Annotated in this window: 21 protein-coding genes; 7 read left to right on the top strand and 14 right to left on the bottom strand. The window is 63.6% G+C overall.

Annotated features, from left to right (window positions below; genetic code table 11):
- Nucleotides 1-22: 22 nt before the first annotated feature.
- From ABWY06_RS12360 to ABWY06_RS12350, 3 genes are read left to right on the top strand one after another with little or no spacing between them, the layout of a single operon-like run.
- A complete protein-coding gene (locus ABWY06_RS12360; RefSeq protein WP_353925866.1) occupies nucleotides 23-1,021 on the top strand; it encodes a 2-hydroxyacid dehydrogenase in 999 nt (332 codons plus the stop codon).
- 24 nt (nucleotides 1,022-1,045) lie between these two features.
- Nucleotides 1,046-1,483, top strand: a complete 438-nt coding sequence (locus tag ABWY06_RS12355; protein WP_353925865.1) for a hypothetical protein — start codon at nucleotides 1,046-1,048, stop codon at nucleotides 1,481-1,483.
- On the top strand, nucleotides 1,480-1,887 hold the full coding sequence (locus tag ABWY06_RS12350; protein ID WP_353925864.1) for an META domain-containing protein: 408 nt from the start codon (nucleotides 1,480-1,482) through the stop codon (nucleotides 1,885-1,887). Before ABWY06_RS12355 ends, ABWY06_RS12350 begins: the two co-directional genes overlap by 4 nt.
- A gap of 294 nt (nucleotides 1,888-2,181) precedes the next feature.
- Here the strand turns inward: ABWY06_RS12350 and dinB are convergent, their stop codons facing one another.
- The 11 genes from dinB to ABWY06_RS12295 form a co-directional block, all read right to left on the bottom strand.
- Nucleotides 2,182-3,240, bottom strand: coding sequence for a DNA polymerase IV (gene dinB / locus ABWY06_RS12345; protein ID WP_353925863.1), 1,059 nt, complete (start codon nucleotides 3,238-3,240; stop codon nucleotides 2,182-2,184).
- Between the two features lie 470 nt (nucleotides 3,241-3,710).
- On the bottom strand, nucleotides 3,711-4,007 hold the full coding sequence (locus ABWY06_RS12340) for a hypothetical protein (protein ID WP_353925862.1): 297 nt from the start codon (nucleotides 4,005-4,007) through the stop codon (nucleotides 3,711-3,713).
- A gap of 129 nt (nucleotides 4,008-4,136) precedes the next feature.
- Nucleotides 4,137-4,778: a glutathione S-transferase family protein gene (locus ABWY06_RS12335; protein WP_353925861.1), complete on the bottom strand. Its 642-nt coding sequence runs from the start codon at nucleotides 4,776-4,778 to the stop codon at nucleotides 4,137-4,139.
- A 568-nt stretch (nucleotides 4,779-5,346) separates the two neighbouring features.
- A complete protein-coding gene (locus tag ABWY06_RS12330) occupies nucleotides 5,347-6,375 on the bottom strand; it encodes an ADP-ribosylglycohydrolase family protein (protein ID WP_353925860.1) in 1,029 nt (342 codons plus the stop codon).
- Nucleotides 6,376-6,954: 579 nt separating this feature from the next.
- Nucleotides 6,955-7,503, bottom strand: a complete 549-nt coding sequence (locus ABWY06_RS12325; RefSeq protein WP_353925859.1) for an antibiotic biosynthesis monooxygenase — start codon at nucleotides 7,501-7,503, stop codon at nucleotides 6,955-6,957.
- A complete protein-coding gene (locus tag ABWY06_RS12320; RefSeq protein WP_353925858.1) occupies nucleotides 7,500-8,546 on the bottom strand; it encodes a catalase family peroxidase in 1,047 nt (348 codons plus the stop codon). Before ABWY06_RS12320 ends, ABWY06_RS12325 begins: the two co-directional genes overlap by 4 nt.
- Nucleotides 8,543-9,652: an alkene reductase gene (locus ABWY06_RS12315; RefSeq protein WP_353925857.1), complete on the bottom strand. Its 1,110-nt coding sequence runs from the start codon at nucleotides 9,650-9,652 to the stop codon at nucleotides 8,543-8,545. Before ABWY06_RS12315 ends, ABWY06_RS12320 begins: the two co-directional genes overlap by 4 nt.
- Before the next feature lie 59 nt (nucleotides 9,653-9,711).
- A complete protein-coding gene (locus ABWY06_RS12310; protein ID WP_353925856.1) occupies nucleotides 9,712-11,169 on the bottom strand; it encodes an aldehyde dehydrogenase family protein in 1,458 nt (485 codons plus the stop codon).
- Nucleotides 11,170-11,189: 20 nt separating this feature from the next.
- A complete protein-coding gene (locus ABWY06_RS12305; RefSeq protein WP_353925855.1) occupies nucleotides 11,190-12,827 on the bottom strand; it encodes a GMC family oxidoreductase in 1,638 nt (545 codons plus the stop codon).
- Between the two features lie 116 nt (nucleotides 12,828-12,943).
- Nucleotides 12,944-13,873, bottom strand: a complete 930-nt coding sequence (locus ABWY06_RS12300; RefSeq protein ID WP_353925854.1) for a LysR family transcriptional regulator — start codon at nucleotides 13,871-13,873, stop codon at nucleotides 12,944-12,946.
- A gap of 321 nt (nucleotides 13,874-14,194) precedes the next feature.
- Entirely contained in the window at nucleotides 14,195-15,202 is a 1,008-nt protein-coding gene (locus ABWY06_RS12295; protein ID WP_353925853.1) for a DMT family transporter, read from the bottom strand.
- 105 nt (nucleotides 15,203-15,307) lie between these two features.
- Here ABWY06_RS12295 and ABWY06_RS12290 point away from each other — a divergent pair, with 105 nt between their 5' ends.
- The 3 genes from ABWY06_RS12290 (at nucleotide 15,308) to ABWY06_RS12280 (ending at nucleotide 17,796) form a co-directional block, all read left to right on the top strand.
- Complete coding sequence (locus ABWY06_RS12290; RefSeq protein ID WP_353925852.1) at nucleotides 15,308-16,198, top strand: LysR family transcriptional regulator; 891 nt, start codon at nucleotides 15,308-15,310, stop codon at nucleotides 16,196-16,198.
- A 162-nt stretch (nucleotides 16,199-16,360) separates the two neighbouring features.
- Complete coding sequence (locus ABWY06_RS12285) at nucleotides 16,361-17,272, top strand: LexA family transcriptional regulator (protein WP_353925851.1); 912 nt, start codon at nucleotides 16,361-16,363, stop codon at nucleotides 17,270-17,272.
- Nucleotides 17,273-17,535: 263 nt separating this feature from the next.
- Complete coding sequence (locus ABWY06_RS12280) at nucleotides 17,536-17,796, top strand: hypothetical protein (RefSeq protein WP_353925850.1); 261 nt, start codon at nucleotides 17,536-17,538, stop codon at nucleotides 17,794-17,796.
- A gap of 22 nt (nucleotides 17,797-17,818) precedes the next feature.
- Here the strand turns inward: ABWY06_RS12280 and ABWY06_RS12275 are convergent, their stop codons facing one another.
- Genes ABWY06_RS12275 through ada form a run of 3 tightly spaced genes read right to left on the bottom strand, consistent with a single transcriptional unit; the run spans nucleotide 17,819 to nucleotide 20,555 of the window.
- A complete protein-coding gene (locus ABWY06_RS12275; protein WP_353925849.1) occupies nucleotides 17,819-18,733 on the bottom strand; it encodes a DNA-3-methyladenine glycosylase family protein in 915 nt (304 codons plus the stop codon).
- Nucleotides 18,733-19,485, bottom strand: a complete 753-nt coding sequence (locus ABWY06_RS12270; protein WP_353925848.1) for a 2OG-Fe(II) oxygenase — start codon at nucleotides 19,483-19,485, stop codon at nucleotides 18,733-18,735. Before ABWY06_RS12270 ends, ABWY06_RS12275 begins: the two co-directional genes overlap by 1 nt.
- Nucleotides 19,482-20,555 carry a bifunctional DNA-binding transcriptional regulator/O6-methylguanine-DNA methyltransferase Ada gene (gene ada, locus ABWY06_RS12265; RefSeq protein ID WP_353925847.1) on the bottom strand — a complete coding sequence of 358 codons (1,074 nt, stop codon included), beginning with the start codon at nucleotides 20,553-20,555 and terminating at the stop codon, nucleotides 19,482-19,484. The genes ABWY06_RS12270 and ada overlap by 4 nt, the downstream gene beginning before the upstream one ends.
- Nucleotides 20,556-20,888: 333 nt before the next feature.
- Between ada and ABWY06_RS12260 the strand changes: the two genes are divergently transcribed.
- Nucleotides 20,889-21,623, top strand: a complete 735-nt coding sequence (locus ABWY06_RS12260) for a hypothetical protein (protein WP_353925846.1) — start codon at nucleotides 20,889-20,891, stop codon at nucleotides 21,621-21,623.
- Nucleotides 21,624-21,822: the final 199 nt, after the last annotated feature.

Below are 21,822 nucleotides of genomic sequence, written 5' to 3'. Positions count from 1 at the left end.
CGAGGATCTCCCGGAGACGCTTATGCGGGTAATGGTGTTCAGCAGCAAAGTCTACGACCGCGACAGTTTCCTGGCTGCCGGTGCCCCCGCCGCCTGGCAGCTGCAGTTCCAGGAAGCCCACCTGCGCCTGGACAGCGCGGTGCTGGCCCAGGGCTGCGCGGTGGTTTGCGCCTTTATCAACGACGACCTGTCGGCAGCGGTGCTGCAACAGTTGGCGGCGGGCGGCACGCGGCTGATCGCGCTGCGCTCGGCCGGCTACAACCACGTCGACCTGGCCGCCGCCCAGCGCCTGGGCCTGACCGTGGTACGCGTCCCCGCCTATTCACCCCACGCGGTGGCCGAACACGCGGTGGCCCTGGTGCTGGCACTCAACCGGCATATCCACCGGGCCTTCAATCGCACTCATGAGGGGGATTTCTCCCTGCACGGGCTGATCGGGTTCGACCTGCAAGGCAAGACCGTGGGCGTCCTGGGCGCCGGCAAGATCGGCCTTATTTTCGCGCGCATCATGGGTGGCTTTGGTTGCCGGGTGATCCTTTATGACCCGCGACCCGTCGCCGGCCTGGCCGAGCTGGGCGCGCAGCAGGTGGAGCTCGACCGGCTGATCGCCGACAGCGATATCATCAGCCTGCATTGTCCGCTGACCGAGAGCAGCCGCCACCTGATCGATGCCCGACGCTTGGCCCAGATGAAGCCCGGTGTCATGTTGATCAACACCGGGCGTGGTGCGCTGATCGATACTCCGGCATTAATCGATGCCCTGAAAAGCGGGCAACTCGGCTACCTGGGCCTGGATGTCTACGAAGAAGAGGCCGAGCTGTTCTTCGAGGACTGTTCCGACAAGCCGCTGCAGGACGATGTGCTGGCGCGCCTGCTGGGTTTCCCCAACGTGCTGATCACCGCCCATCAAGCTTTTCTGACCCACGAGGCGCTGCGCGCCATCGCCTGCACCACTCTGGACAATATCGCCGCCTGGGCGGCCGGTGCGCCGATCAATGAGCTCTCGGCCGGGCCGTGCTAGGATTTGCGCTGATTTGGAGGATCCATGGCTGAACACGATTTTCGCTACACCCTGCTCAACCCCGCCCACACCCTGATCGAATGCCGCGCCCTGGCCCCGGGCCGCTACCAGGTCACCGGCAACGGCGGCTCGGTCCAGGGTGGTGATCACTTGCTGGTCACCCTCAAGGGCAGCCGCGACCTGTCCATGCGCCTGGCGGTGGACAAGGTGCGTCACCTGATCAATCCCCCGGGGCAGTGGGTCGCCGTGGCCAAGGGCCCGGCCTTCACCGAACTGTCGATTCTCAATTGGCAGGTCAAGTGCGACGGCTGCGAGGCGCAGCTGGACTTCGAATTTGCGGTGGACAGCAGCCTGGGCAAAAAGGCCCAACCTGCCGCCGCTGCAGCGCGGATCCTCGAGCTGGGCTGGTCCAACGAAGGCGCTCGGCACCTGTGCCCGCGCTGCCAACAGGCGGTCGCATGACATCCAACCCGCTGTGCCTCGGCCTGCTGCCCCTGGTCCTGCTGGGTTGCGCCGCGCAGCCACCCCAGTTGGAGCGCGAACGAACCTACCAGGTGGAGTGGATCGGCGAGCGCCCCTTGCTCGACAACAGCCACCTGACCCTGACCCTGGATGCCGACGGCCGCGCCTATGGCAGCGCGGGCTGCAACCACTGGTACGGGCCCTACCAACTGCAGGACCAGCAGCTGAGCTTCGGCCAACTGGGCAGCACCCGCAAAGGCTGCGCCCCGGCGCTGATGGAACAAGAACGGCGCTTTCTCGAGGCCCTGCGCCAGGTGCAGCGCTGGGACGTTTCGCCGCTCGACCAGTTGCGCCTCTGGCCCGCCGAAGGCAAACCGATCCGCCTCTGGCCCGAAAACGACTGATCAGGCCCCTGATACCTGCCTGTGCGGGTATGACGGGGACTGATAATTCACCGCCGTTCCCGCAAAGCCTACAACCCAGCTGCACCGAGCGCTGTGGATAACCCCCTGCGCGGCCATAACAGGGGCTGGAGGTCGGATCACTTAAACCGTCATTCCCGCGAAGGCGGGAATCCAGGCCCGCCGAAGCCTGCGGATACCCCTGCGCGGGTCTAACAGCGGCTTGCGGGGCTTTTGTGCCCGAACTGCGGCGCTCGGCAAGGCGACTGCAAGGGGTCATAACAGCCCTGGAATACGCTAAGAACCGAACAGCTCCAGTTGCTGATGACGGCCGCGGCTGTCCAGCAAGCGCACGCCGATACCCAACAACCGCACCGGCTTGCCACCGCGGGCGTGGGCCTGGCTCAACAGTGTCCGGTAACTGGCCAGGTCCCGCGCGGCACCCGCCTGTTCCAGGGTGGTCTGGGTGAAGTCGTGGAACTTGACCTTGACGAAGGGTTTGTCCGGGCGATAACTGCTGTCCAGCCGGGCCATGCGCCCCGCCAGGGTCTCCAGCAGTTCCGGCAGCTTCGCCAGGCAGCTCTCCAGGTCGGGCAGGTCCTGGTCATAAGTGTTTTCCACGCTGACGCTCTGGCGGCGGCTGTCGACCTGCACCGCCCGCTCGTCAATGCCGCGGGCCAGGTTCCACAGCCGCTCGCCAAAACTGCCGAATTCGCGCACCAGGGCCAGCTTGCTCCAGTCGCGCAGTTCCAGGCAGGTGCGGATACCCAGGCGTCCCAAGCGATCGGCGGTGACCTTGCCGACACCGTGCAACTTGTTCACCGGCAACGCACAAACAAAGTCATCCACCGCATCGGGGGTGATCACGAACAGGCCATTGGGTTTGCGCCAATCGCTGGCGATCTTGGCCAGGAACTTGTTCGGCGCGACCCCGGCCGACACCGTGATATGCAATTGCCGCGAGACCCGTTGGCGGATCTCCTGGGCGATACGGGTGGCGCTGCCGCCGCAATGCGGGCTGTCCGAAACGTCCAGGTAGGCCTCGTCCAGGGACAGCGGCTCGATCAGGTCGGTGTAATCGCGAAAGATCCCATGGATCTCCCGGGACACGTTTTTATAGGCCTCCATGCGCGGCTTGACGATCACCAGCTCCGGGCAGAGTTTCAGCGCATGCCCCGAGGCCATGGCCGAACGCACGCCGTACGCACGGGCCTCGTAGTTGCAGGTGGCGATCACGCCGCGACGGTCCGCCGAGCCGCCCACCGCCAGGGGCTTGTTGGCCAGACTGGGGTCGTCACGCATTTCAATGGCGGCGTAAAAACAGTCGCAATCGATATGAAGGATTTTTCTACCCATGGTCTCTGTCTGCAACGACGGTAAGGGGTTCGAGCCCACGCGGCCAGGTACAATAGCGCGACCGTGGCGCCGCGACCCACCCAGGGCTCCCCTGTGGCCGGATGCTACAGGATCACCCAGGCGCTGTGGCGCTGACGCCAGCTCCAACGACAACCCCCTTGGCTTTTACAGGTGCACAGGTTTGAACGCCGAGACCCACAGCCAGACCGCGATATGCGATGAGTGCGACAGCCCTTTCCTGCCCCAGCGCTCTGCCATGAGCGGCCTCTGCCCCGAATGCGCCCACCACCTCTATGGTTACCCGAACTGCTCCCACGTGTTTATGGCGGGCCGTTGCACGCTATGCCTGTGGAACGGCGCCGTTTCGCCTTTTGTGAATTCACTCAAGGCGAACTAACGGCATCCCACGCTGTGCGGTTCAGGCCCCGCCTGGCGGGCCGCAGGGAACACGCCTTGCTGCGCAGGGGCATTTAGAGGCCAGTCGCAGAGCGCCCGTGCCGTTGGCGCAACGCGGCAAAACAGAACTCGCAGACGATTTTCAGATCGGCGAAAGCTTCCGATTTGTCGTTCCAGCCGTCTTGTGCCTCCAGAAAGGCATTGCAGGCATCGCACCACCCCTGGAGGTCGTCGGGATCCTCCGGATCGGCTTCGGGTTCGTTAAAGCCCAGGACCTGCTCGGAGGCCGCGACCAGATGACAACAGACAATGGCCGGCAGCACCTCGCCATGCGTCCCGCACGACACCTTGCGTTTATCGACTTCAGACATCCCTAGACTCCGTCTTGGACAACAGGACAAAAGAAAAACATAAATGAAAACCGGGACCGCTGTCGGTCGACCAGGTGCCAGCTTCGGCGGGAAGACCAGCACCAGGCTCAAGGGCCCCGGTCGCCCCGCTCAAGGATTCGACCAATCCGTCAGGCCCTCGCGCGCATTGACTTCGACAAAGGCCGGCCGGGCGCGCATGCGTTGGATATAACTGGCGAGGTGAGGCCAGGTGGTGGCCGGGCGCGGCATATTGCGCGACCAACGCATCAGCATCACGGCCAGCAGGTCGGCGGTGCTCAGTGCGCCGCCGAGCAGGTACGGCCGATCATCGGCGAGCAGGGTATTCAGCCGATCCCAGGCCTTTTCGATACGCCGTCGGGCCAGTGCTTGCACCGCGTCGGCGCCTTGTGGATCGCCGTCCACACCGGCGTAGAACCAGTCGCGCATGGCCGGCAGCAAGGTGTTGGCCAGGTAGACCATCATCTCCAACCAGGGCGCGCGCTCACGGGCACCGACGGCGGGCGCCAGCGCCGCCTGGGGGTGACGTTCGGCCAAGAGCATCAGCAGGGCGGCGGACTCGCCATGGGGCACGCCATCGACCAGCAGCGTCGGCACCCTGCCCGCCGGGTTCAGGCGCAGGTACTCCTCGGCTTTTTGCGCTCCGCGGTCGATATCGATCAGCCGCGCGTTAAACACCAGGTCCATTTCGATCAGCATCCAGTGCACGGCCATGCTGGCGGCGCCTGGCGCGTAGAACAGCGTATAACTCACAAAAACACTCCTCTGGTTGGCTGGACTGGCATCGACTTCAGGCTCGGAGCCTACAACCGGCGAGCAGACAACTCCATGATCACTGCACCGGTTAGGGATTGACGACGGAACCAACTCCGGATGTTCCGCAAGAGCAGGGGCAGATTCAAAAACGACACATGACGTCACAGTAGAATTCTGAGGACGTCAAGGGACAACAAAGCGCATAGCTATTACTCGAAAGGAAAAATTAAAAATAGTGGAAATCAAAAACATAGACACAAATATCCAAGGCCAAAGATACCTATACCAACTATCATACTTGAGGTTGCGAAGCACAAAAAACAAAGCAACCAGCACCAACACCCAATTATTATAATTCAACGCAATAAATAACCACATCACAAAGAGATAGGAAGATCGCGTCCAGGGTTGCACCTGCTGCATGACTTCGCCGTCGACCGAGGACTGGGCTGAATCTGAAGGCTCTTTCATTCTAAGCCGTGCCTCGACATATAGGTGTGTGTATAAAAGCAGTTGACTGGTAGCTACACTAAAGAGCAGGCCGGAAGGTCAGCTACCTGAGTACTCAGGTATTCTCGACGGTCGTGGTTTGATAAAGCGCCGCGGCGACCGCTCGCAAGCGACTGCAGGCTTCCAGTTGATCCAACTCGGCTGCCGGCAAGTGCGAAGCACCGCGCGCCGCGCCCCAAATGGCACCGGCCATGGCGCCTATGGTATCGACGTCACCGCGGCAATGGGCGATAAAAGCGAGCATCTCGGCAAAGGGTCGCGGCAGGAACCGCAGGGCAATATACAAGGCCGTCACGCACGACTGGCTCGCCTCGATACCGTTGCCGAGGCTGCGTGCAACCTCCTTGGCGCTCGGTTCCTGCCCGGACTGCAACCAGCCCGCGGCAAGCGCCAGCCGCTGAACGAAGGGCTCTTGATTACAGTGTGCCGCGGCGCCCTGGAAAATCTCCAGCGCTGTCGCGCCGCCCAGCGCCAGTCTGGTAGCCGACGCGAGCAGCACCGCCCCTTCAATGCCAAGGGGGTGGGCATGGGTAATACTCGCCGAGAGACGAGCGGCCTCAACCAGCTGCTCAGGACACTGCGCGTAGCACAGGCCGATCATGGGCGCGCGCATGGCGCCGCCGTTGCCAAAGGAACCACCCGGATAGATGGAACGGTTCACTTCGCGCCAGTCAGCCCCTTTGGCAATGCGCTTGAGCAAACGCGCGGCACCAGGGCCGTAGCCACGACTCCAGCGGTAGCTTGCCGCGAATCGATGGGCCAGGTCGTCCAGGTCCAACACGCCAAGGGCAATCAGGGACTCAGCGATATCAAGCGACATCTGGGTATCGTCGGTCCAGCGCCTGGCGCCGCTGGCGGTTCGCCCGATCAGGCCCCACAACCCACGTTCCAGATATCCGCCCTCGTAAGGCGCCCCCATGGCATCGCCCAACGCCAATCCCAACAGGCAACCCTCAAAACGTTCCTGGATCATCGCTGCAGAGTCCTTAACGCCGCACTCGGGCGACAAAAAAAGCAATGTTCCCATAGCCGCACTGGCACAGTAATGTTTTTCAATAAGGCACTTGAGAAGAGAACGGGGCACCAGACCGGGCAACTCAGTGCGGGCCGGCTCTTCCTCACTCGCCGCACTTCACTCCGAGTAGAGTTGCAAAAGACCCCATCGACCGTCCCCAGACTCAGCAGGCAAGACCTGTCCCAGGGCAGGTCATACCGATGGAAATACCCACCCTGCCGGGTTCGTCACCGCCGATAACGTACGCTGCGTCCGCGTGCACCTCGATAAAGCGTGCTGCCAGAAACGCCCATAGGTTGTGCTCCGTGAGGGTAACCTCGCTCAGCAAAACCCCGCTGCCATCGCGATGGCGGATCAGTTAAGGCGACGCGAGGGCCTGGACAGCCACGGCGTTAATAAGCAAGGCGGCAAAAGCCGCCGTTAGCCGGGCCCAGGGTCCGGTTTTCACACCGACAGTTTCGCCCCCAAACAGCATCCCCAACGGCGCCAAGTCCAGCCTGGCTTTGCGGATTTCGCTTGGTCCGGCCGCGCGGAGCTGACCACACCAGGTCAGCTTGAGGGTTATGCTGACATCCCCATAAAACGTCCAGGGCGGTAAGAAACTCAAGACTGCCCACCCGCCAAGGCATCGCCGGGCGACTGCTGCTCTCAGCCAACCAACCAGCGTGACATCAGCCGTGTTGTGATAGGCATCAACCAATAGGCCATATTGAAGGACACCAGCCCCGCCACCACCACATTGAACAACCACAGCGGTAGCTGCAGATCGGAAAACTCGAGCACCGTCGTCACCAGCCCCGGCATGGATACCGACAAGGGCAAGACCACCAGCCATGCCAGTAGCCATTGTTTCCAACGGGCCACCGCGGCCCGTCCTTGCAGCGGCTCAAACCAGAATTTCGAATCCTCGTCGGCGCGATGGTAATCCCGCCGCAGCCAGGGCAAGGTTTCACGCAGCAATTCCCGACGCACCGCGGATTCCAGCCACGCCACCACGTGCGCCTTGCTGGTAAAGCGCAGAATGATTACGTAGCGCAGCTGCGAGCCCAGGGGCTTGACCACATCGGTCGCCAAGTAACCCGGGAACTGCCGGTGGGCGTGGATGGCCTTTTCCATCCAGCGCTCATACCCGGCCTGATGCTGCGGATCGAGCTCATGCACGATCACACTGACGCCCACCTCGGCGTCAGTGCTCATGGTTGCTGCCTTCTGAGTACCGCCCGCTGGTAGATAGCATCGCGTGCCTGGATCATCGGATCCCGACTGGGCTTGATGCCATCGAGCAAGCGCCCGGGGCTGAAGGCCAGCCGCTTCTGGGCGAGTGCCTGTTCTTCGGCCGGCATCCGGGCGTCGAGGGTCAATATGCCCAGTTCAATCTCCTGATGGCTGCGCGACCAGGGAATCGAACCGTCCTCGATGGCATCCCCGGGGGCGGCCAGTTGCACCAGCAGGCGCAACTTCACCGCTCCCTGGGTCAGACGTGCGCCGATGTCGTCCTGCAAGTAATCGGCGGGCATCGAGGCGGCTTGCTCGTCGCTCAAGGCCGGTTCCGCCAGCAAGGGCTCAATGCGGTAGCGCCCGACGCGGTCCGTGCCCTGACGGTCGCTGAACACCAGGGCATTAACGCCAAAGTACTCAGCACTGGCATAACTGCGTGGTGCCGGCTTGGGGGTCTCCAGAAACTGCTGCGCCCGGGGATGATCGGCCAGAAAGGCTTGCAGCGGCAGAGGGTCGGACGGTACGGCGACGTTGGCGGCTATGCCTTGCAGAAAACGCAGGAAATCTTCCGGGGTCGCCACTGGAAAGCCATTGAACGAGTGGGCCACGATATCCGTGGACGCCCCGTCTGGCAGGGTAAAACGAAGCGCCAGCCCATGGGGACTGGCCATCGGATCACCGTCCGCGGTGGCCGGCACGCCACTGAAGTTGGAAAACCTCAGCAGTACGGGTACGACCGAACCCTGCAAATGGGCCGCACGCGTCAGCGCCGCCGCCGCGTGCGAGGCGGTAAAGGTGCCGCGTACCAACACGCCCTTGGCATGCGTCACGCGGAATCCAGGATGATGCCCAAAGGTCGCATAAAGCGCGTCAAGCAAGGCGTCATGGAGTGGGTCCTGGGACATGGCGTGCTTGCTCGCGGCAGTTGAAGGGTTTTCGGTGGCGGCGAAGGCCGCGGGCGCACTCAGCGTCCCGGCCAGCAGCACGCCTGCCATCGATCGGTGCAGCCACAGGCGGTTCAACGCGCAGCCTCCCAGAACGGATAATCGGTATAGCCGCGGGCATCGCCACCGTAAAAGGTACCGCCATCCGCTTCGGCCAATTCGGCGCCGAGGGCAAAGCGCTGCGGCAGGTCCGGATTGGCGATAAAGGCTTTGCCAAACGCCACGGCATCGGCAAGGCCTTGCGCCACTATCTGTTGCGCATTGGCCTGCTGATAGCCACCGCAGACCACGATTGCGCCGCTGAACGCCGAACGCAGCTGCGTGCGAAAGCCAGGGGGATACGCCACACCTGGCCACTCGGACAGATGCAGGTACGCAATGCGCCGCTGACTGAGCGACTCGGCGAGGTACAAGGTCATGGCTTCGGCATCGACGCTGTAGTCCATGTCGTTGACACTGGGCGGGCACCAGGGCGACAGGCGGATACCGACTCGATCCGCACCAATTGCCGCCGAAACCGCGTCGATCACTTGCAGGACAAAACGTGCGCGGTTCTCCAGCGAGCCACCGTAGCGGTCGGTGCGCAGGTTGGTGCTGACCGAGAGAAATTGCTCCAGCAAAAAGCCGTTCGCCCCTTGCAGTTCGACCAGGTCAAAGCCCGCGGCGAGGGCCCAGCGCGCGGCCTGGACGAACTCCTGCACAACCGCGGCGATACCCGCTTCGCTTAAGGCCTCGGGCATGTCGCAATCGACCATGCCCGGCGCGCCCTGATCATCGAAGGCGAAAATCTGGGCGCGTGCACGAATGGCGGAGGGCGCCAGCGGCGCCTGCCCCTGGGGCAGGACCGAACGATGGGAAATGCGCCCGACATGCCAGAGCTGGGCGGCGATCAGCCCGCCCTTGGCATGCACCTCATCGGTCACCTGCTTCCAGCCCGCTTGCTGGGCCGCAGTATGGATGCCGGGGGTAAAGGCATAACCCTTGGCGCCGGCCGAAATAGGGATGCCTTCGCTGATCAGCAGCCCCGCCCCGCCCCGCTGCCCATAGTAGTGGGCGTTGAGCGCGGTGGGGATATCGCCGGGCTGGGCAGAGCGCGAACGCGTCATCGGCGCCATCAACACCCGGTTGGCCAGGGTGAAAGGACCAACGTCCAGAGGATCCAGCAAGTGTGTTGTAGGTTTCATCACGATATTTCTCGACACGGTCGCCCACGCACCAAGGCGCGCAGGCGAACAGACTGGACTTAGGCGTGGCGCAGGCCGGGATTGAGGGCGATATGCTTGTACTCGACAAAGTCATCCATGGCCGCTACGCCGTTGAGGCGACCCTGGCCCGACTGTTTGCACCCCCCCTCTTCAAACTCGTCGTAGACCACCGCCCAGTCGTTGACCCACACAGTGCCAACCGCCAGTTCACGGGCAACGCGCAGCGCACGGTCGACATCGCGCGTCCAGACGCCGGCCGCCAGGCCGAACTCGCTGTTGTTGGCCAGCTCGATCGCCTCGGCTTCGCTGTCGAATACCTGCAGGGTCAGTACCGGGCCGAACGTCTCGCGCTGGACGATCGGCAGGTTGGCGTCGGTGACCCGCAGCAAGGTCGGGCGATAGAACGCACCCTGGGCCAAGGGCCCTTCGGTGACCGGCCCGCCACGCACGATGACCTGAGCGCCGTCGGCGATGGCGTCCTCCACCACCTGGTTGACCCGCTGTACGTTGGGTTTGTCGATCAACGGCCCCATCTCGCTGGCGGGATCCGCCGCCGGCCCCACACGCACGGCCTCCAGGCGTGCAGCCAAGCGCTGCGTCAGCGCCGTAGCAATGTCGCGTTGCACCAGCAGCCGCGATCCCGTCATGCAGAATTGACCGGCGAACACCGTCAGGGCTTTTTCCAACTTCGGTACGACCACATCGAGGTCGGCATCGTTGAACACCAGCATGGGGGTTTTCCCACCCAGCTCCAGACCAAAGCGCTTGAGGTGTTGCGCCCCCGCCGCGGAGATCGCCCGACCGGTGCCGGTGCTGCCGGTAAAACTGATCACCGGAACCTGGGCGGACTCCACCAGATGCTTGGAACCTGCGGCGCCCAGCTCACTGAACAGATTGATAACGCCCTGGGGTAACGACCGCGCCTCGCTGAGGATCCGTGCGACCAGGCAGTTGGTCTGGGCGGTCTGCCCTGGCATCTTGATCACGGTGGTGCAACCGGCTGCCAGGGCCGGCGCCAGAGAACGGATCATCAGAACCACCGGAGAATTCCACGGCACTATGATGCCCGCCACGCCCACGGCCTGACGGATCACCAGGGAAATCTTGCCCGGCTTGGGCTCGGCCGCACGACCGTATTCGGTACGGGCCAGCGCCGCGTAGTAACGCAGTTTGGAGGGCACCATGGTGACCTCGAACTCGGCTTCGGGTCTGATCTTGCCGTTTTCCAGTGCCAGGGTGTCGATCAACTCGGCGGCGTTGTGCTCGAATGCGTCCGCCAACTCCAACAGCACGGTGGCGCGCAAGGGGCGATCGTCTTTCCAGGGGGTTTCAGCAAACGCCCGTTGTGCCGCTTCTATGCCTTGCTGCGCTTCGTTTAAGCCCCCTTCGGCATAACGACCAATTACCCTGTAGGTCGCGGGGTCGATGGAATCGTGGTAAACACCGGAGTCCAGCCAGCGGCCGTCGATCCAGTTCATCGCTAGAGTGCTGTTCATATAAAACGGGGTCCTGAGGATTAAGCGTAATGACGGGCGATATGCTCGGCCGCGGCGATCACGGTGATATTGGTGGCTACCGACGGCACGTCGGGGAAGATCGACGCGTCCACCACGCGCAAGCCCTGCACGCCGAGAACCCGGGCCTGCAGGTCGAGCACCGCCCGCGCATCGCCCGGACGGCCCATGGGTGCGGTCGACGTCGGGTGGTGATAGGTATCGAGGCTGGCTTTGACGCTGGCCAACAAGGCCTCGTCGGTAGCCTCGACCTGGCCCGGATTGAGCTCGGAATGGATCAGCCCGGCGAGCGGCGCCGTTGCGCCGATTTTGCGAGACAGGCGGATGCCCTCCAGCAAACGCTGGCGATCCTGCTGCTCCGCCAGAAAATTCAGGTCGATGAGCGGCGCGACGAACGGATCGCGGCTGGCCAACGTCACCTTGCCGCGCGACAGCGGGCGGGTCAGTGCGACCGCGAGCACGAAACCCACCTGGGTCGGGCTCTGCTCATGGGGAAACAGGTGGGTGGCCGTGATATGCAGGTCCAGATCCCCCTGCTCAGCCGTGCTGCTGTGGGTCCAGAGCTTGGCCCCGATGGCCGGCGACTGGCGGCCGATCAACTCAGGGTGGGCGGCATAGGCGTTGTAGTAGAACGGGTGGTCCATCAGGTGCTGCCCCACCGGCAGGTCTGCAATCAGTGGAACCTGCAGATCAGCCAGATCCGCCTTAGGGCCAATGCCTGAACGCAACAGGATCGCGGCGCTGCCGTAGCTACCAGCCGACAGGATGACTTCAGCGCAGAACAGCTGGTCACCGTTGGCCAATTGCACCCCAATCGCGCGCTTACCCTCGAACAGCACTTTATCCACCAGGCTGTCGGCGCGGATCTGCAGGTTGCTGCGGGCTCGCACGTCGTCGCTCAAGTAAGCCATGCCGGTGTTGACCCGCACACCGTCAACGATATTCATCGGATAAGGCCCTACACCGTTGACGTCAGCCCCGTCAAAGTCCGCGACCACCTTGTAGCCATTGGCCACGGTCGCGTCGATAAAGGCGCGCTGCATGGGGGTGACATCGGTCCTGCTGAGCTGCTGCACAGGCAGCGGCCCCGCATGGCCATGCAGCGGGCCGGGACCGGCGCTGTGGGTTTCCAGTTTTATGAAGGACGGCAGCAGCTCGTTATAACTCCAGCCCGGCAGATCCCAACGCTGGAAGTCGGTAGCCCGGGCGCGAATGGCCACGGCGCCATTGATCGCCGAGCTGCCTCCCAGCACCTTACCGCGCAACGCCCCGATGGGATGGTCGATGTAACCCGGCAGGGTCTTGTAACCCCAGTCAAACGCGGGATTGCCATTGGCCCCGACGATGTCGCTGCTGGCGACCAGCATGGGGTAACTGGACGGGCCATAACTATGACCCGCCTCAAGTAGCACGACCTGACGCTGGTTGTTCTCGCTCAAACGCCGGGCCAGTACCGCGCCGGCGGAGCCGCCACCGACGATGATGACGTCGATGAGACTGGTGTGACCCGCACCCTTGGCGGGTTTTTCGGCAGCTTCCAGGGCGCTTGCCAGGCCAGCGCCCACGGCGAGCGTGGCCGCGGCCATGACGCCGCCAGCCAGCACCGCACGCCGGGGAGGGTTATCGAGGGTGTTCTTCATCCGTTTCTTCCTGTCAGGCGCTGGGTAATGCGCCTGTTGGGAAAAAGGTTAATTCAGGGCTGGAAACGGCATAAGCCGACGAAAAACGAATCGGTGTTTCGTTTTTTTCGAACGACTCAACCTGGCGATTGCGAATGAGCCGCCAGGCGTTGTTCCCAGACCGGCGGGTTGCCGATCTGTTCGCTGAGGAAGTCGATCAGTGCGCAGAGTTTGGGCGAGGCTCTTTGGGACTGCCGATAGACGGCGGAGATAGTGCCGCCACGAGGGGCATAGGGGGCCAGTACCTCTTGCAGCTCACCGGCCACAATGGCCGGCGCGGCCAGGAAGGTGGGCAAAATCGCCAGCCCCATGCCGGCCTTGGCCGCCTCCATAAGTTGATAGGCACAGTTGGTTCGCATGCGGCATCGGACCCGAAACGACTCCAGTGCGTCGTTCATCGGCAACGTCCACATACCATGGGGCTCGCGGTGCACGTAGAGCATGGCGAAATGCTGGGCCAGGTCCTCCGGCACGTGCGGTACTCCGTGGGCCGCCAGGTAGCCGGGGCTGGCACAGATGATATGGCGGTTGGGGGTAATGGTTTTGGCGACTAGCGACGAGTCCGGCAGTTCACCAATGCGGATCGCCGCGTCAAACCCCTCTTCCTGCAAGTTGACGCGACGGTCATCGAATTCGAGATCCAGCAGCAGGTCAGGGTAGCGCATGGCAAAGGACGACAGGATGGGGTTCAGGTACCGAATACCAAATGCCATCGGTGCCGCCAGTCGAAGGCTGCCACGCAAGCTCGATTGCGCCGACAACACGGCGTTCTCAGCATCGTCGACGTCCCCCAGGATGCGCACGCACCAGCGGTAAAACACCTCACCCGACTCGGTCAGGCGAGCTTGCCGGCCCCGCTCCAGCAAGACAGTGCCCAGGCGCTTTTCCAACTGCTGGAGCCGCTGGCTAACCATTGACTTGGCTGTACCCAAGCGGCGAGCGGCTTCGGAAATACTGCCGGTGTCGGCCACCATGACAAACGTATGCATTTCGGAAAGTTTATTCACGCGTTCAAATCCAGGAGAAATTCAGGTTCAGGCTTGGAAATCGGCGGATCGCTGCAGGGCCTGTTGCCAGGATGCGCATGGACGCGCCGGCGCCTGTTGGGGCAGGGGCCGCGCGTCGCGGTCACTCAATAAGATCAGCGACGCGTAACGCCGTATGGCGACCAAGCAGGCCCCCAGGTTTGAGGCTGGGCAACAGCGCGCAGTAGCGCCCCAGGTGGCTGCCATTACGGCCGCCGCCCAACCGGCACGCTGAACTGGAACGCCCAGCGCCGCGCCGCCGTCACAATCTGGAGGGGCGCTACCTTGCTGGGCAGCCGACCGTTACGCAAGGTCCTTATCCTCCCCTCCCGCTCCGTGGGGCCGAACGGGGGCTGCCAGCGGGACGCCCTGATCGACCCTGCTGGCAGGCGCCTGGCCAATGGGCATCCGCGTTCGCCGCGAGACGAGCAGGACTCCCGCCAGCACCAAACCGGCCCCACTCAACTGGGCCAACGACAGCGGCTCCGAGAGCAGCAGCCAGCCAAAGAAGATTGTCAGTATCGGGCCCAGGGTGCCGATCAACACCGTACGGGCGGCACCGATCTGGCGAACGGCGGCGGATTGCCAGAACACCGGCAATACCGTGGAGAACAGCGCCATCGCGGCCGCATGGACGTACACCGGTATCGGCTGGACCAACGCGGCGATCGGCTGGGCGATAACGAAATGCAACAGCGTGGCGGCAGTGGACACCAGGATCGCCAAGGCGGCAAAACGCAGTGTGCCTAGACGGTGAATGGCGATCTCGGCACCGGCGCTGTACAGCGCATAGGCCAGGGCTGAACCCAACACAAAGGCCGCACCGATCCACACAGCCTGCACATCGCCCGCCACCTGCAGGTCATGGGCGAATGCCAGGCCGATGCCGGCATAGGACAGCAACAAGGCGCCGACTTGCCGTCGGTCCAGGTGCTTGCCCATAAACAGCACGCCGATCAGCACGGTCAGGGTCGGATAAGTGAACAGGATCAAGCGCTCCAGGCCCGCGGAGATGTACTGCAACCCGACGAAGTCGAGGATGCTCGCGCCGTAATAGCCGAGCAGGCCCAGCACGATCAGCAGGCCCCAGTCCTTGCGCCCCAAGGGCGGTGCGGTGCGCCCCAGCCACAGGGCCACCCCCAGCACCAACGGCAAGGCAAAACCCATGCGCAGAGTCAGCAGCGTGACCGCATCCACTGGCGCAGCGGCATAGGCCAGCTTGACGAAAATCGCCTTGAAGGAAAAACCGAAGGCGGCCAGCACCGCCAGCGCGATGCCCATACGTTCGGTCGACCAGGTGTTCCAGGGCATGGCAGGCGTGATCTCGCAGAGTTGTCGTGAGGCGAATGATCAGCGGTGTAAGATCCGATTAACAGTGGCCTTTACCCATATATACGTTCGGATTCAACCAAGTCTATGCATTACGACCTGATCGACTTAAGACTCTTTGTCGCCATCGCCGAAGCACGAAACCTCACCCGTGGCGCCGAGCGCGTACACCTGGCGCCCTCCTCGGCCAGCCATCGCATGCGCGGGCTGGAGGCGTCGATTGGCACGGCGCTGCTGGTCCGCGAAGCTCGCGGGGTCCAGTTGACCCGTGCCGGCGATGCCCTGTTGCGCCACGCCCGCCAAGTGTTCGCCCAGCTCGAGCAGATGCACGCCGACCTGACGCCCTACGCCCAGGGCGTGCGCGGTCATGTCAGCCTGTGGGCCAACACCCACGCCACCCATACCTTTTTGCCGGACCATCTCTCGGCGTTTCTGAAACGCTTTCCGCAGGTCAGCATCTCCCTGGAAGAGCACACCAGCCCTGAAGTGGTCATGGCCGTGGCCCGCGGCGAAGTGGACGTAGGGGTGGTGGCCGAATCGATCGAGGGCGCCGAAGTGGAATTGATCCCCTACCGCGCCGACCGGCTGGTGCTGATTGCGCCAACCGATCACCCGATTACCCGCCACCCCAGCGCGCTGTTCAGCGAGGTGCTGGATTACCCCTTTGTGATGCTGCATTCCGGCTCGGCCATCCATACCTTTACGATGAACGCGGCGGCGGCCCTGGGCCGGCATCTGGAGGTACGGATCCAGGTTCGCAGCTTCGAGGCGGTCTGCCGCATGGTCAGCGCGGGCGTCGGCTTGGGCTTGGTGCCCCGCAGCGCGGTCGCCGGCGGGAGCTTACGGGCACCCCTGGCCATCGTCGAACTCGACGAGCCTTGGGCACAGCGCGACCTGAAGGTCTGCATTCGAAACCGGGCAGCCCTGTCCCGGTTCGCCGCCGACCTGGTCGCCTGCCTGACCGACCGTGCAGACTGACCTGGGCAGCGGTTAGGGGCGAAACCAGCGCCGCCTGCGGTTTCGCCCACTGCCCGGAAAGCCAGCAATGCCCCTGAACATCCAGATCTAAACCATCAGTTAATGGCATATCAATACCAACGGTTTCTTCTATCTTTTAACCGATGGTTATAGATTTGCTCGATGACAAAGAAACGAATCCTGCCCCCCGATCGCCTGGCCGAATGCCAAGCCGCCCATGGATTGTTCCTGGCGAAAAAGCACGGGCTGAAGCTCAGCCAGAAGAAAATCGCCGATGCAGCCAATATAAGCCCGGCGGCGGTCAACCTTTATTTTAAAGGGATAAACCCCTTGAATGCGCAGTTCGCGGCGGTGCTGTCGCGCATGCTGCAGGAGCCGGTCAGGCGCTTCAGCCCGCGCCTGGCCGACGAGATCGAGGGCCTGGCCCGTACCGCGTTTGGCGGCGAGGCGCCGCAGGTAACAGCCGACAGCCCGCATCTGTCTGCCGGCGACGCCAATACCGTGCAGGACATACTGGCCTTGTTGCGCAAGCATGCCGGCAAGCTGCTGAACGAGAGCGCGCAGAACGAAATCGCGGTGGCGGTCGCCGAGGGCCTTGCTCCCTACCGCTACGTGGTCCGCGCCGAGGCCGCGGGGCCGCCGGTAACGGAAGGCGAGCTGCTGATTGCGCACTACGAGCTGCGCGATGCCAAGGGCCATGGCCAGCTGCCGCCCGGCGAGAGCCAGGCGATCAGCAGCCTGGTCATCCACAAGGCCCTGCTGCGCGACAAGGGCGTGCAGTACTCCGCCGCGGCCAATCTGGCGCTGCTCACTGCCTGGGGCCAGGGCATGCAGGGCACGATCAATGACAAGGACCCACTGATCCTTGACCGTGGCATCACCGAGTTTGTCGGCGACGGGGTGTACCTGCTGACGTGGCACGACCTGCTCTATATCAAACGTCTGCAGCGCCACGACGCCGATCACTACGAGCTGATCTCCGATAACCCCAAGCACAAGGACCGGCGGGTTCCGCTGGCGGAGATTGTCATTCACGCCAAGGTGCTGCTGGCGTGGAACGCGCAAAGCCTCTAGGGCCTTCCAGTCAGAGCGGCACGGACCAATCACCCTGACACCCCAGTGATTACGAACTGCACGTCGTGAAAATTAAATAAACCATCGGTATTGACCTACAAACCCTATCGATGGTTAATTTGGCGCACCGCCGCAAAATAACGCGGCGCACCGCCTGAGCACGCTCAATGACCTGGCCGGATGGCCGGACGTGTCAGCGACGCTCTTCCGAGTGAGGACGGCCCCAGGCCGGCCTGTATCCGCTCACGTCGAGGTCACCCCCAATGAACGCATTACAGAAGGCGCGGCAGTCGATCCATCAACTGGCGGAAGCCATGGCCCGCACGGATCAGGCGCGGGCGGAGTTCGCACGGCTGTTCTCGGCCGCCGCCAGCAGTACCCCACCGTCGCGTGGCGCCCAGCCCTTGCCACGCGGCCAGCAGGCTTACCCTGCGCAGAACGCAAGGGACGCCGGGCGGGTGCTGGCCCGGCCCTGCGCCTGTAACGCCACCCGCACGCTCGAGCGCGTGAGCGGGCGGCGCTAGAGCGTGGCCAAGACCATATCGCTCAGTAAGCCGTACTCGACGCGTCGGCCCACAAATGCGCGGCGACCAGCGCTCGCCAGGGCGAAAATTCCGCCAGCCAGGTTTTCGCCTGCTGTTCGCTGATGGCGTCCGGCGTACCCAAGAGCCGCTGCAGCGCCCGCCGGACCGCCGCATCGCCATGCAGCGAGCCATCCAGCCAGCCGAAACCGCGCAACAGGCTGTAGTCGACCGTCCAGGGGCCAATGCCGCGTACGCGCAGCAACTCTTCGCGAATCAGCTCGACCGGTAACGTCTGGCGCCAGGCCTCGAGCGGCAGACGCTCTTCGGCCACCAACCCGGCGAGGGTCAGCAAGGTCGAGGCTTTGCTGGCGGAAAAACCCGCCTGACGCAGGACCTCGACGCTCAACCCGGCGAGCCGGCCTGGATCCGGATAACACAGCAGCCCATCGGAGTGACGCACGTCCGCGGCGATGATCAATTTGCGCCGCAAGGAAAGCGCCACGGCGACGCTGATCTGCTGCCCGGTCACGGCCCAGGTCAGGGCCTCGAACACCGTGGCCGCCACCGGCACCCGCAGGCCTGGTTGGCGGGCGATAAGCGGACCCAGCAGCGGATGGTCGCGGTGGCGCTGCTCAAAGGCCTCCACCGCCTGGGTCACGCCGAGCATATGGCGCACCATCGCTTCGAAGCGGGCCGGGCAAGCGCTGGAGGCCAAGCCGTCGATCCGCAGTTGCGCCTGCGCCTGCCCCGCCTGGAAAGCCAGCGTCAGGCAGGCCGGCATGCCCTGCCAAAGCAGCCCCTTGCACAACGAAGCCGCGGTGACCCGTTCCGCCACCTGCTGTGGGTCGCGCCGGTGGAACGCCAGCATATCCTCGGCGCGAAAGCCGCCGGGCAGCGCGATGCTGCAGGACAGCAGACCGGTCATGGAAGTAGCCATCAGCTGGCGTCATGAAAAATGATGCCCAGGCTATGCCGCTGGCCCGAGCGAACCCGGGATACCCCGTGGCGCAGATTGACCCGGTAGGTGCCGCGGACACCCGCCACCGGACGGTACTGGCTGGCGAAGATCACCAGGTCGCCCTGGTTGAGTGGCACCACTTCCACCCGCGACTGCATGCGCGGTCGCTGTTCCGTCAGTACCAACTCACCGCCACTGAAGTCGCGGCCGGGCTCGGCCAGCAACAGCACCGCCTGCAACGGAAAGACCTGGTCGCCGTACAGGTCCTGGTGCAGGCAGTTGTAGTCGCCCGGCCCATAACGCACCAACAGCGAGGTCTGCCGCAGCTGCCCAGCCTCGTGACAGCGGGCCAGGAACGCTGGGTGCTCGACGGGAAACCGCACCGGCATGGCCATCGAGGTACACCAGCGCTGGGCGATCGGTACCAGATGCGGGTACAGCCGGGTACGCAGACAGTCGACCAGGTCGGGCAACGGATAGTCGAAATACTTGTATTCCCCCTGCCCGAATCCGTGGCGCTGCATAACGATACGACTGCGGAACCGGCTGTCATCCGGGTACCAGGCGGCGATGCTGGCGCACGCCTGGGCCGAGATTAACGCCGGCACCACCGCGTAACCGCCGGCATCCAGCGCCCTGCCGATACCCGGCCAGTCGAGCTGATCAATCCGGCGGGTCCAGCCCACCCTGTCCTCTGCCCCAACACTGCCCTGCTCGCTGCCGCCTTTCATCCCTGGGCCTCCCGCTCGAGCAAGACACGCTTGCGCTCGATGCCCCACCGATAACCGGACAAAGCCCCATCGTGTCGCACCACCCGATGGCAGGGAATGGCGATTGCCAGGGCGTTGGCGCCGCAGGCCTGGGCCACGGCCCGCACGGCCCTTGGCAAGCCGATACGTTGCGCCAGCTCCGAATAACTCACCGTGGTGCCCGCCGGAATCTCCCGCAGGGCCTGCCAGACCCGTTGTTGAAAAGCCGTCCCACGGATATCCAGCGGCAGGGCGAGGCCCAGTTGCGGCGCCTCCACCAAGCCGACCACCATGGCCACCCAATGCTCGAACGACGAGTCGCCGCCCATCAGCTCCGCCTTGGGAAAACGCCGTTCAAGGTCGCGCACCAGGCTGTCGGCCTCGTCGCCCATCAGGATGGCGCACACGCCGCGCGCGCTGGCCGCAACCAGGATGGCCCCAAGGGAACATTCACCGACCGCGAAGCGAATCAGCGTATCGACCCCACCCTCCCGGTAACGCTTGGGCGTCATGCCCAACAGGCTCGTAGCCTCTTCGTAGAAACGGCTATTGGCGTTGTAACCGGCCTGGTAGATCGCCTCCGTTACACTGCCGCTGCGTGCCAGTTCCTGGCGCACCTTGCTGGCGCGATGGGCCGTGGCGTAGGCCTTGGGGGTCACCCCGGTCACCGTCTTGAACAAGCGGTGCAGGTGCGAGGGACTCATGGACGCGCTGTGGGCCAGGGTCTCCAGTGAGGGCGGTACGTCGGCCGCTTCGATCTGCCGGCACAGCTGGGCGATTAACGCGACATGGCGTTCGGCCAAGGGTGGTTGCTCCGGCTTGCATCGCTGGCAGGCGCGAAAGCCCGCCTGTTCGGCGGCGTCGGTGCTGGGATGGAAGCTGACATTCTCCGGTCTGGGCGTGCGCGACCCGCAGGAGGGCCTACAGTAGACACCGGTGGTTTTGACCGCGTAATAGAACTGCCCATCCGCCTGGGCATCGCGCGCGACCACGGCCGCCCAGCGCGGGTCGTCGCGGGCGGGACGGGACGAGATCGGGGTATGGCTGGACATGGCGCTTCTCCAGAGAGTCGATAAGCCGATTCTAAGCAGTGCCAGGGCCCTGGACACCCCGAGACTTGCTTTTGAATTCCATCGTCACCCAGGGACCTGTTGCCGCCCTTTTGCGCAATGTTGAATACCGGCGCCTCGTGATGCCAGGGCCTCGATGGCCAACAGTGTCTGGAACCCGGGATCCGGTTCAAGGTGACGCGCTCACGGATTGATCATGGCCGGCTGGGTTGCGGCAGAACAGAAGAAAAGATGCGCGCCGTACCGGATGCAGAGGTTTGCGGTGCGGTCTGAACCGCCTGAACCTAGCAACGCGCACCACGCGAAGGAGCTGAAATGACCTACCCCTTTGGATCGACCTTGAAACCTGGCTCGGCACCCACCGCCGTGGCGACGCCCAGCGCGGAGCTCGAGGCCTATTTCCGCCAGCCGGTCGATCCGGCCAACGTCGACCGGCATGACCTTGAGCTCAATCTGCTGACCCGCGAGCAGTCGGCCGAACTGACCCTGGCGATACTCGATGAGCCGATTATCGCCATGCTCGGCGGCATCGTGCTCGACGACGGTAATACCAGCAATCACCACGTCTATCTGACACAGGCACCGCTGAGCGGCAGCATCCTGTACTGGCAGCACGACGACAGTGCCTATATCGCCTTTGCCGACCTGCCAGCGTTTCTGGAAGCCGTCGAGCAGGCTAAAAAGGAGGAGTGCTGGCTGACCGATCTGCATGTGCATCCCTACCCCGTACTGGAAGATCAGGCCGGGCTGCGCCAGTTTATTCACGCCATGCTCGACGAGGACACCGAAGAGCACTTTAAGATCGCCGACACGCTGATCCCGGCACTGGCGCTGACCGATTTGGACTTGCTGGCGCGCCTGGTCAATCATCCCTACTATTTTTTTGCCGAGTCGGTCGCGAGCGCGATCAGGGATCGTCCCGACCCTGCCCTCACGGCGCTGGCCCGCCAATGCAGCGAGCATTCCAACTACCAGGTGCGTTGGGCAGGAGACAGCGCGCTGGCCGCGATCCAGGAACGGGCCGAAAACGGCACTGCGGTGGATGAGTAAGTCGAAGTGATTGACGTCATAGCGCCCGCCATGACACTGAGCTCAATGGAATTCAGACTAGCGGTTTGATCTTACCCAGTTTCAGTGGACACCCCGTTAAGCGATAAACTGCAACGAGGTGAACCATGGCAAGAACTCCAAGCCCGATGAAACAACCCCGAACCCGCCATTCCCAGGCCTACAAGGACGAAGCGCTGGC

Origin of the sequence: Pseudomonas sp. (genome assembly GCF_040514055.1) — a bacterium.
GTDB lineage: Bacteria > Pseudomonadota > Gammaproteobacteria > Pseudomonadales > Pseudomonadaceae > Aquipseudomonas.
The sequence above is the reverse complement of the archived record's forward strand: the minus strand, read 5'-3'. Positions and strand labels throughout refer to the sequence as shown.

Excerpts from the sequence above, each read along its gene's own strand:
- dinB (WP_353925863.1), bottom strand. The coding sequence starts at position 3,240 with ATGGGTAGAAAAATCCTTCATATCGATTGCGACTGTTTTTACGCCGCC.
- ABWY06_RS12270 (WP_353925848.1), bottom strand. The coding sequence starts at position 19,485 with ATGAAAGGCGGCAGCGAGCAGGGCAGTGTTGGGGCAGAGGACAGGGTG.
- ABWY06_RS12355 (WP_353925865.1), top strand. The coding sequence starts at position 1,046 with ATGGCTGAACACGATTTTCGCTACACCCTGCTCAACCCCGCCCACACC.
- ABWY06_RS12290 (WP_353925852.1), top strand. The coding sequence starts at position 15,308 with ATGCATTACGACCTGATCGACTTAAGACTCTTTGTCGCCATCGCCGAA.
- ABWY06_RS12350 (WP_353925864.1), top strand. The coding sequence starts at position 1,480 with ATGACATCCAACCCGCTGTGCCTCGGCCTGCTGCCCCTGGTCCTGCTG.
- ABWY06_RS12360 (WP_353925866.1), top strand. The coding sequence starts at position 23 with ATGCGGGTAATGGTGTTCAGCAGCAAAGTCTACGACCGCGACAGTTTC.
- ada (WP_353925847.1), bottom strand. The coding sequence starts at position 20,555 with ATGTCCAGCCATACCCCGATCTCGTCCCGTCCCGCCCGCGACGACCCG.
- ABWY06_RS12285 (WP_353925851.1), top strand. The coding sequence starts at position 16,361 with ATGACAAAGAAACGAATCCTGCCCCCCGATCGCCTGGCCGAATGCCAA.
- ABWY06_RS12280 (WP_353925850.1), top strand. The coding sequence starts at position 17,536 with ATGAACGCATTACAGAAGGCGCGGCAGTCGATCCATCAACTGGCGGAA.
- ABWY06_RS12295 (WP_353925853.1), bottom strand. The coding sequence starts at position 15,202 with ATGCCCTGGAACACCTGGTCGACCGAACGTATGGGCATCGCGCTGGCG.
- ABWY06_RS12310 (WP_353925856.1), bottom strand. The coding sequence starts at position 11,169 with ATGAACAGCACTCTAGCGATGAACTGGATCGACGGCCGCTGGCTGGAC.
- ABWY06_RS12275 (WP_353925849.1), bottom strand. The coding sequence starts at position 18,733 with ATGGCTACTTCCATGACCGGTCTGCTGTCCTGCAGCATCGCGCTGCCC.
- ABWY06_RS12340 (WP_353925862.1), bottom strand. The coding sequence starts at position 4,007 with ATGTCTGAAGTCGATAAACGCAAGGTGTCGTGCGGGACGCATGGCGAG.
- ABWY06_RS12315 (WP_353925857.1), bottom strand. The coding sequence starts at position 9,652 with ATGAAACCTACAACACACTTGCTGGATCCTCTGGACGTTGGTCCTTTC.
- ABWY06_RS12325 (WP_353925859.1), bottom strand. The coding sequence starts at position 7,503 with ATGAGCACTGACGCCGAGGTGGGCGTCAGTGTGATCGTGCATGAGCTC.
- ABWY06_RS12260 (WP_353925846.1), top strand. The coding sequence starts at position 20,889 with ATGACCTACCCCTTTGGATCGACCTTGAAACCTGGCTCGGCACCCACC.
- ABWY06_RS12305 (WP_353925855.1), bottom strand. The coding sequence starts at position 12,827 with ATGAAGAACACCCTCGATAACCCTCCCCGGCGTGCGGTGCTGGCTGGC.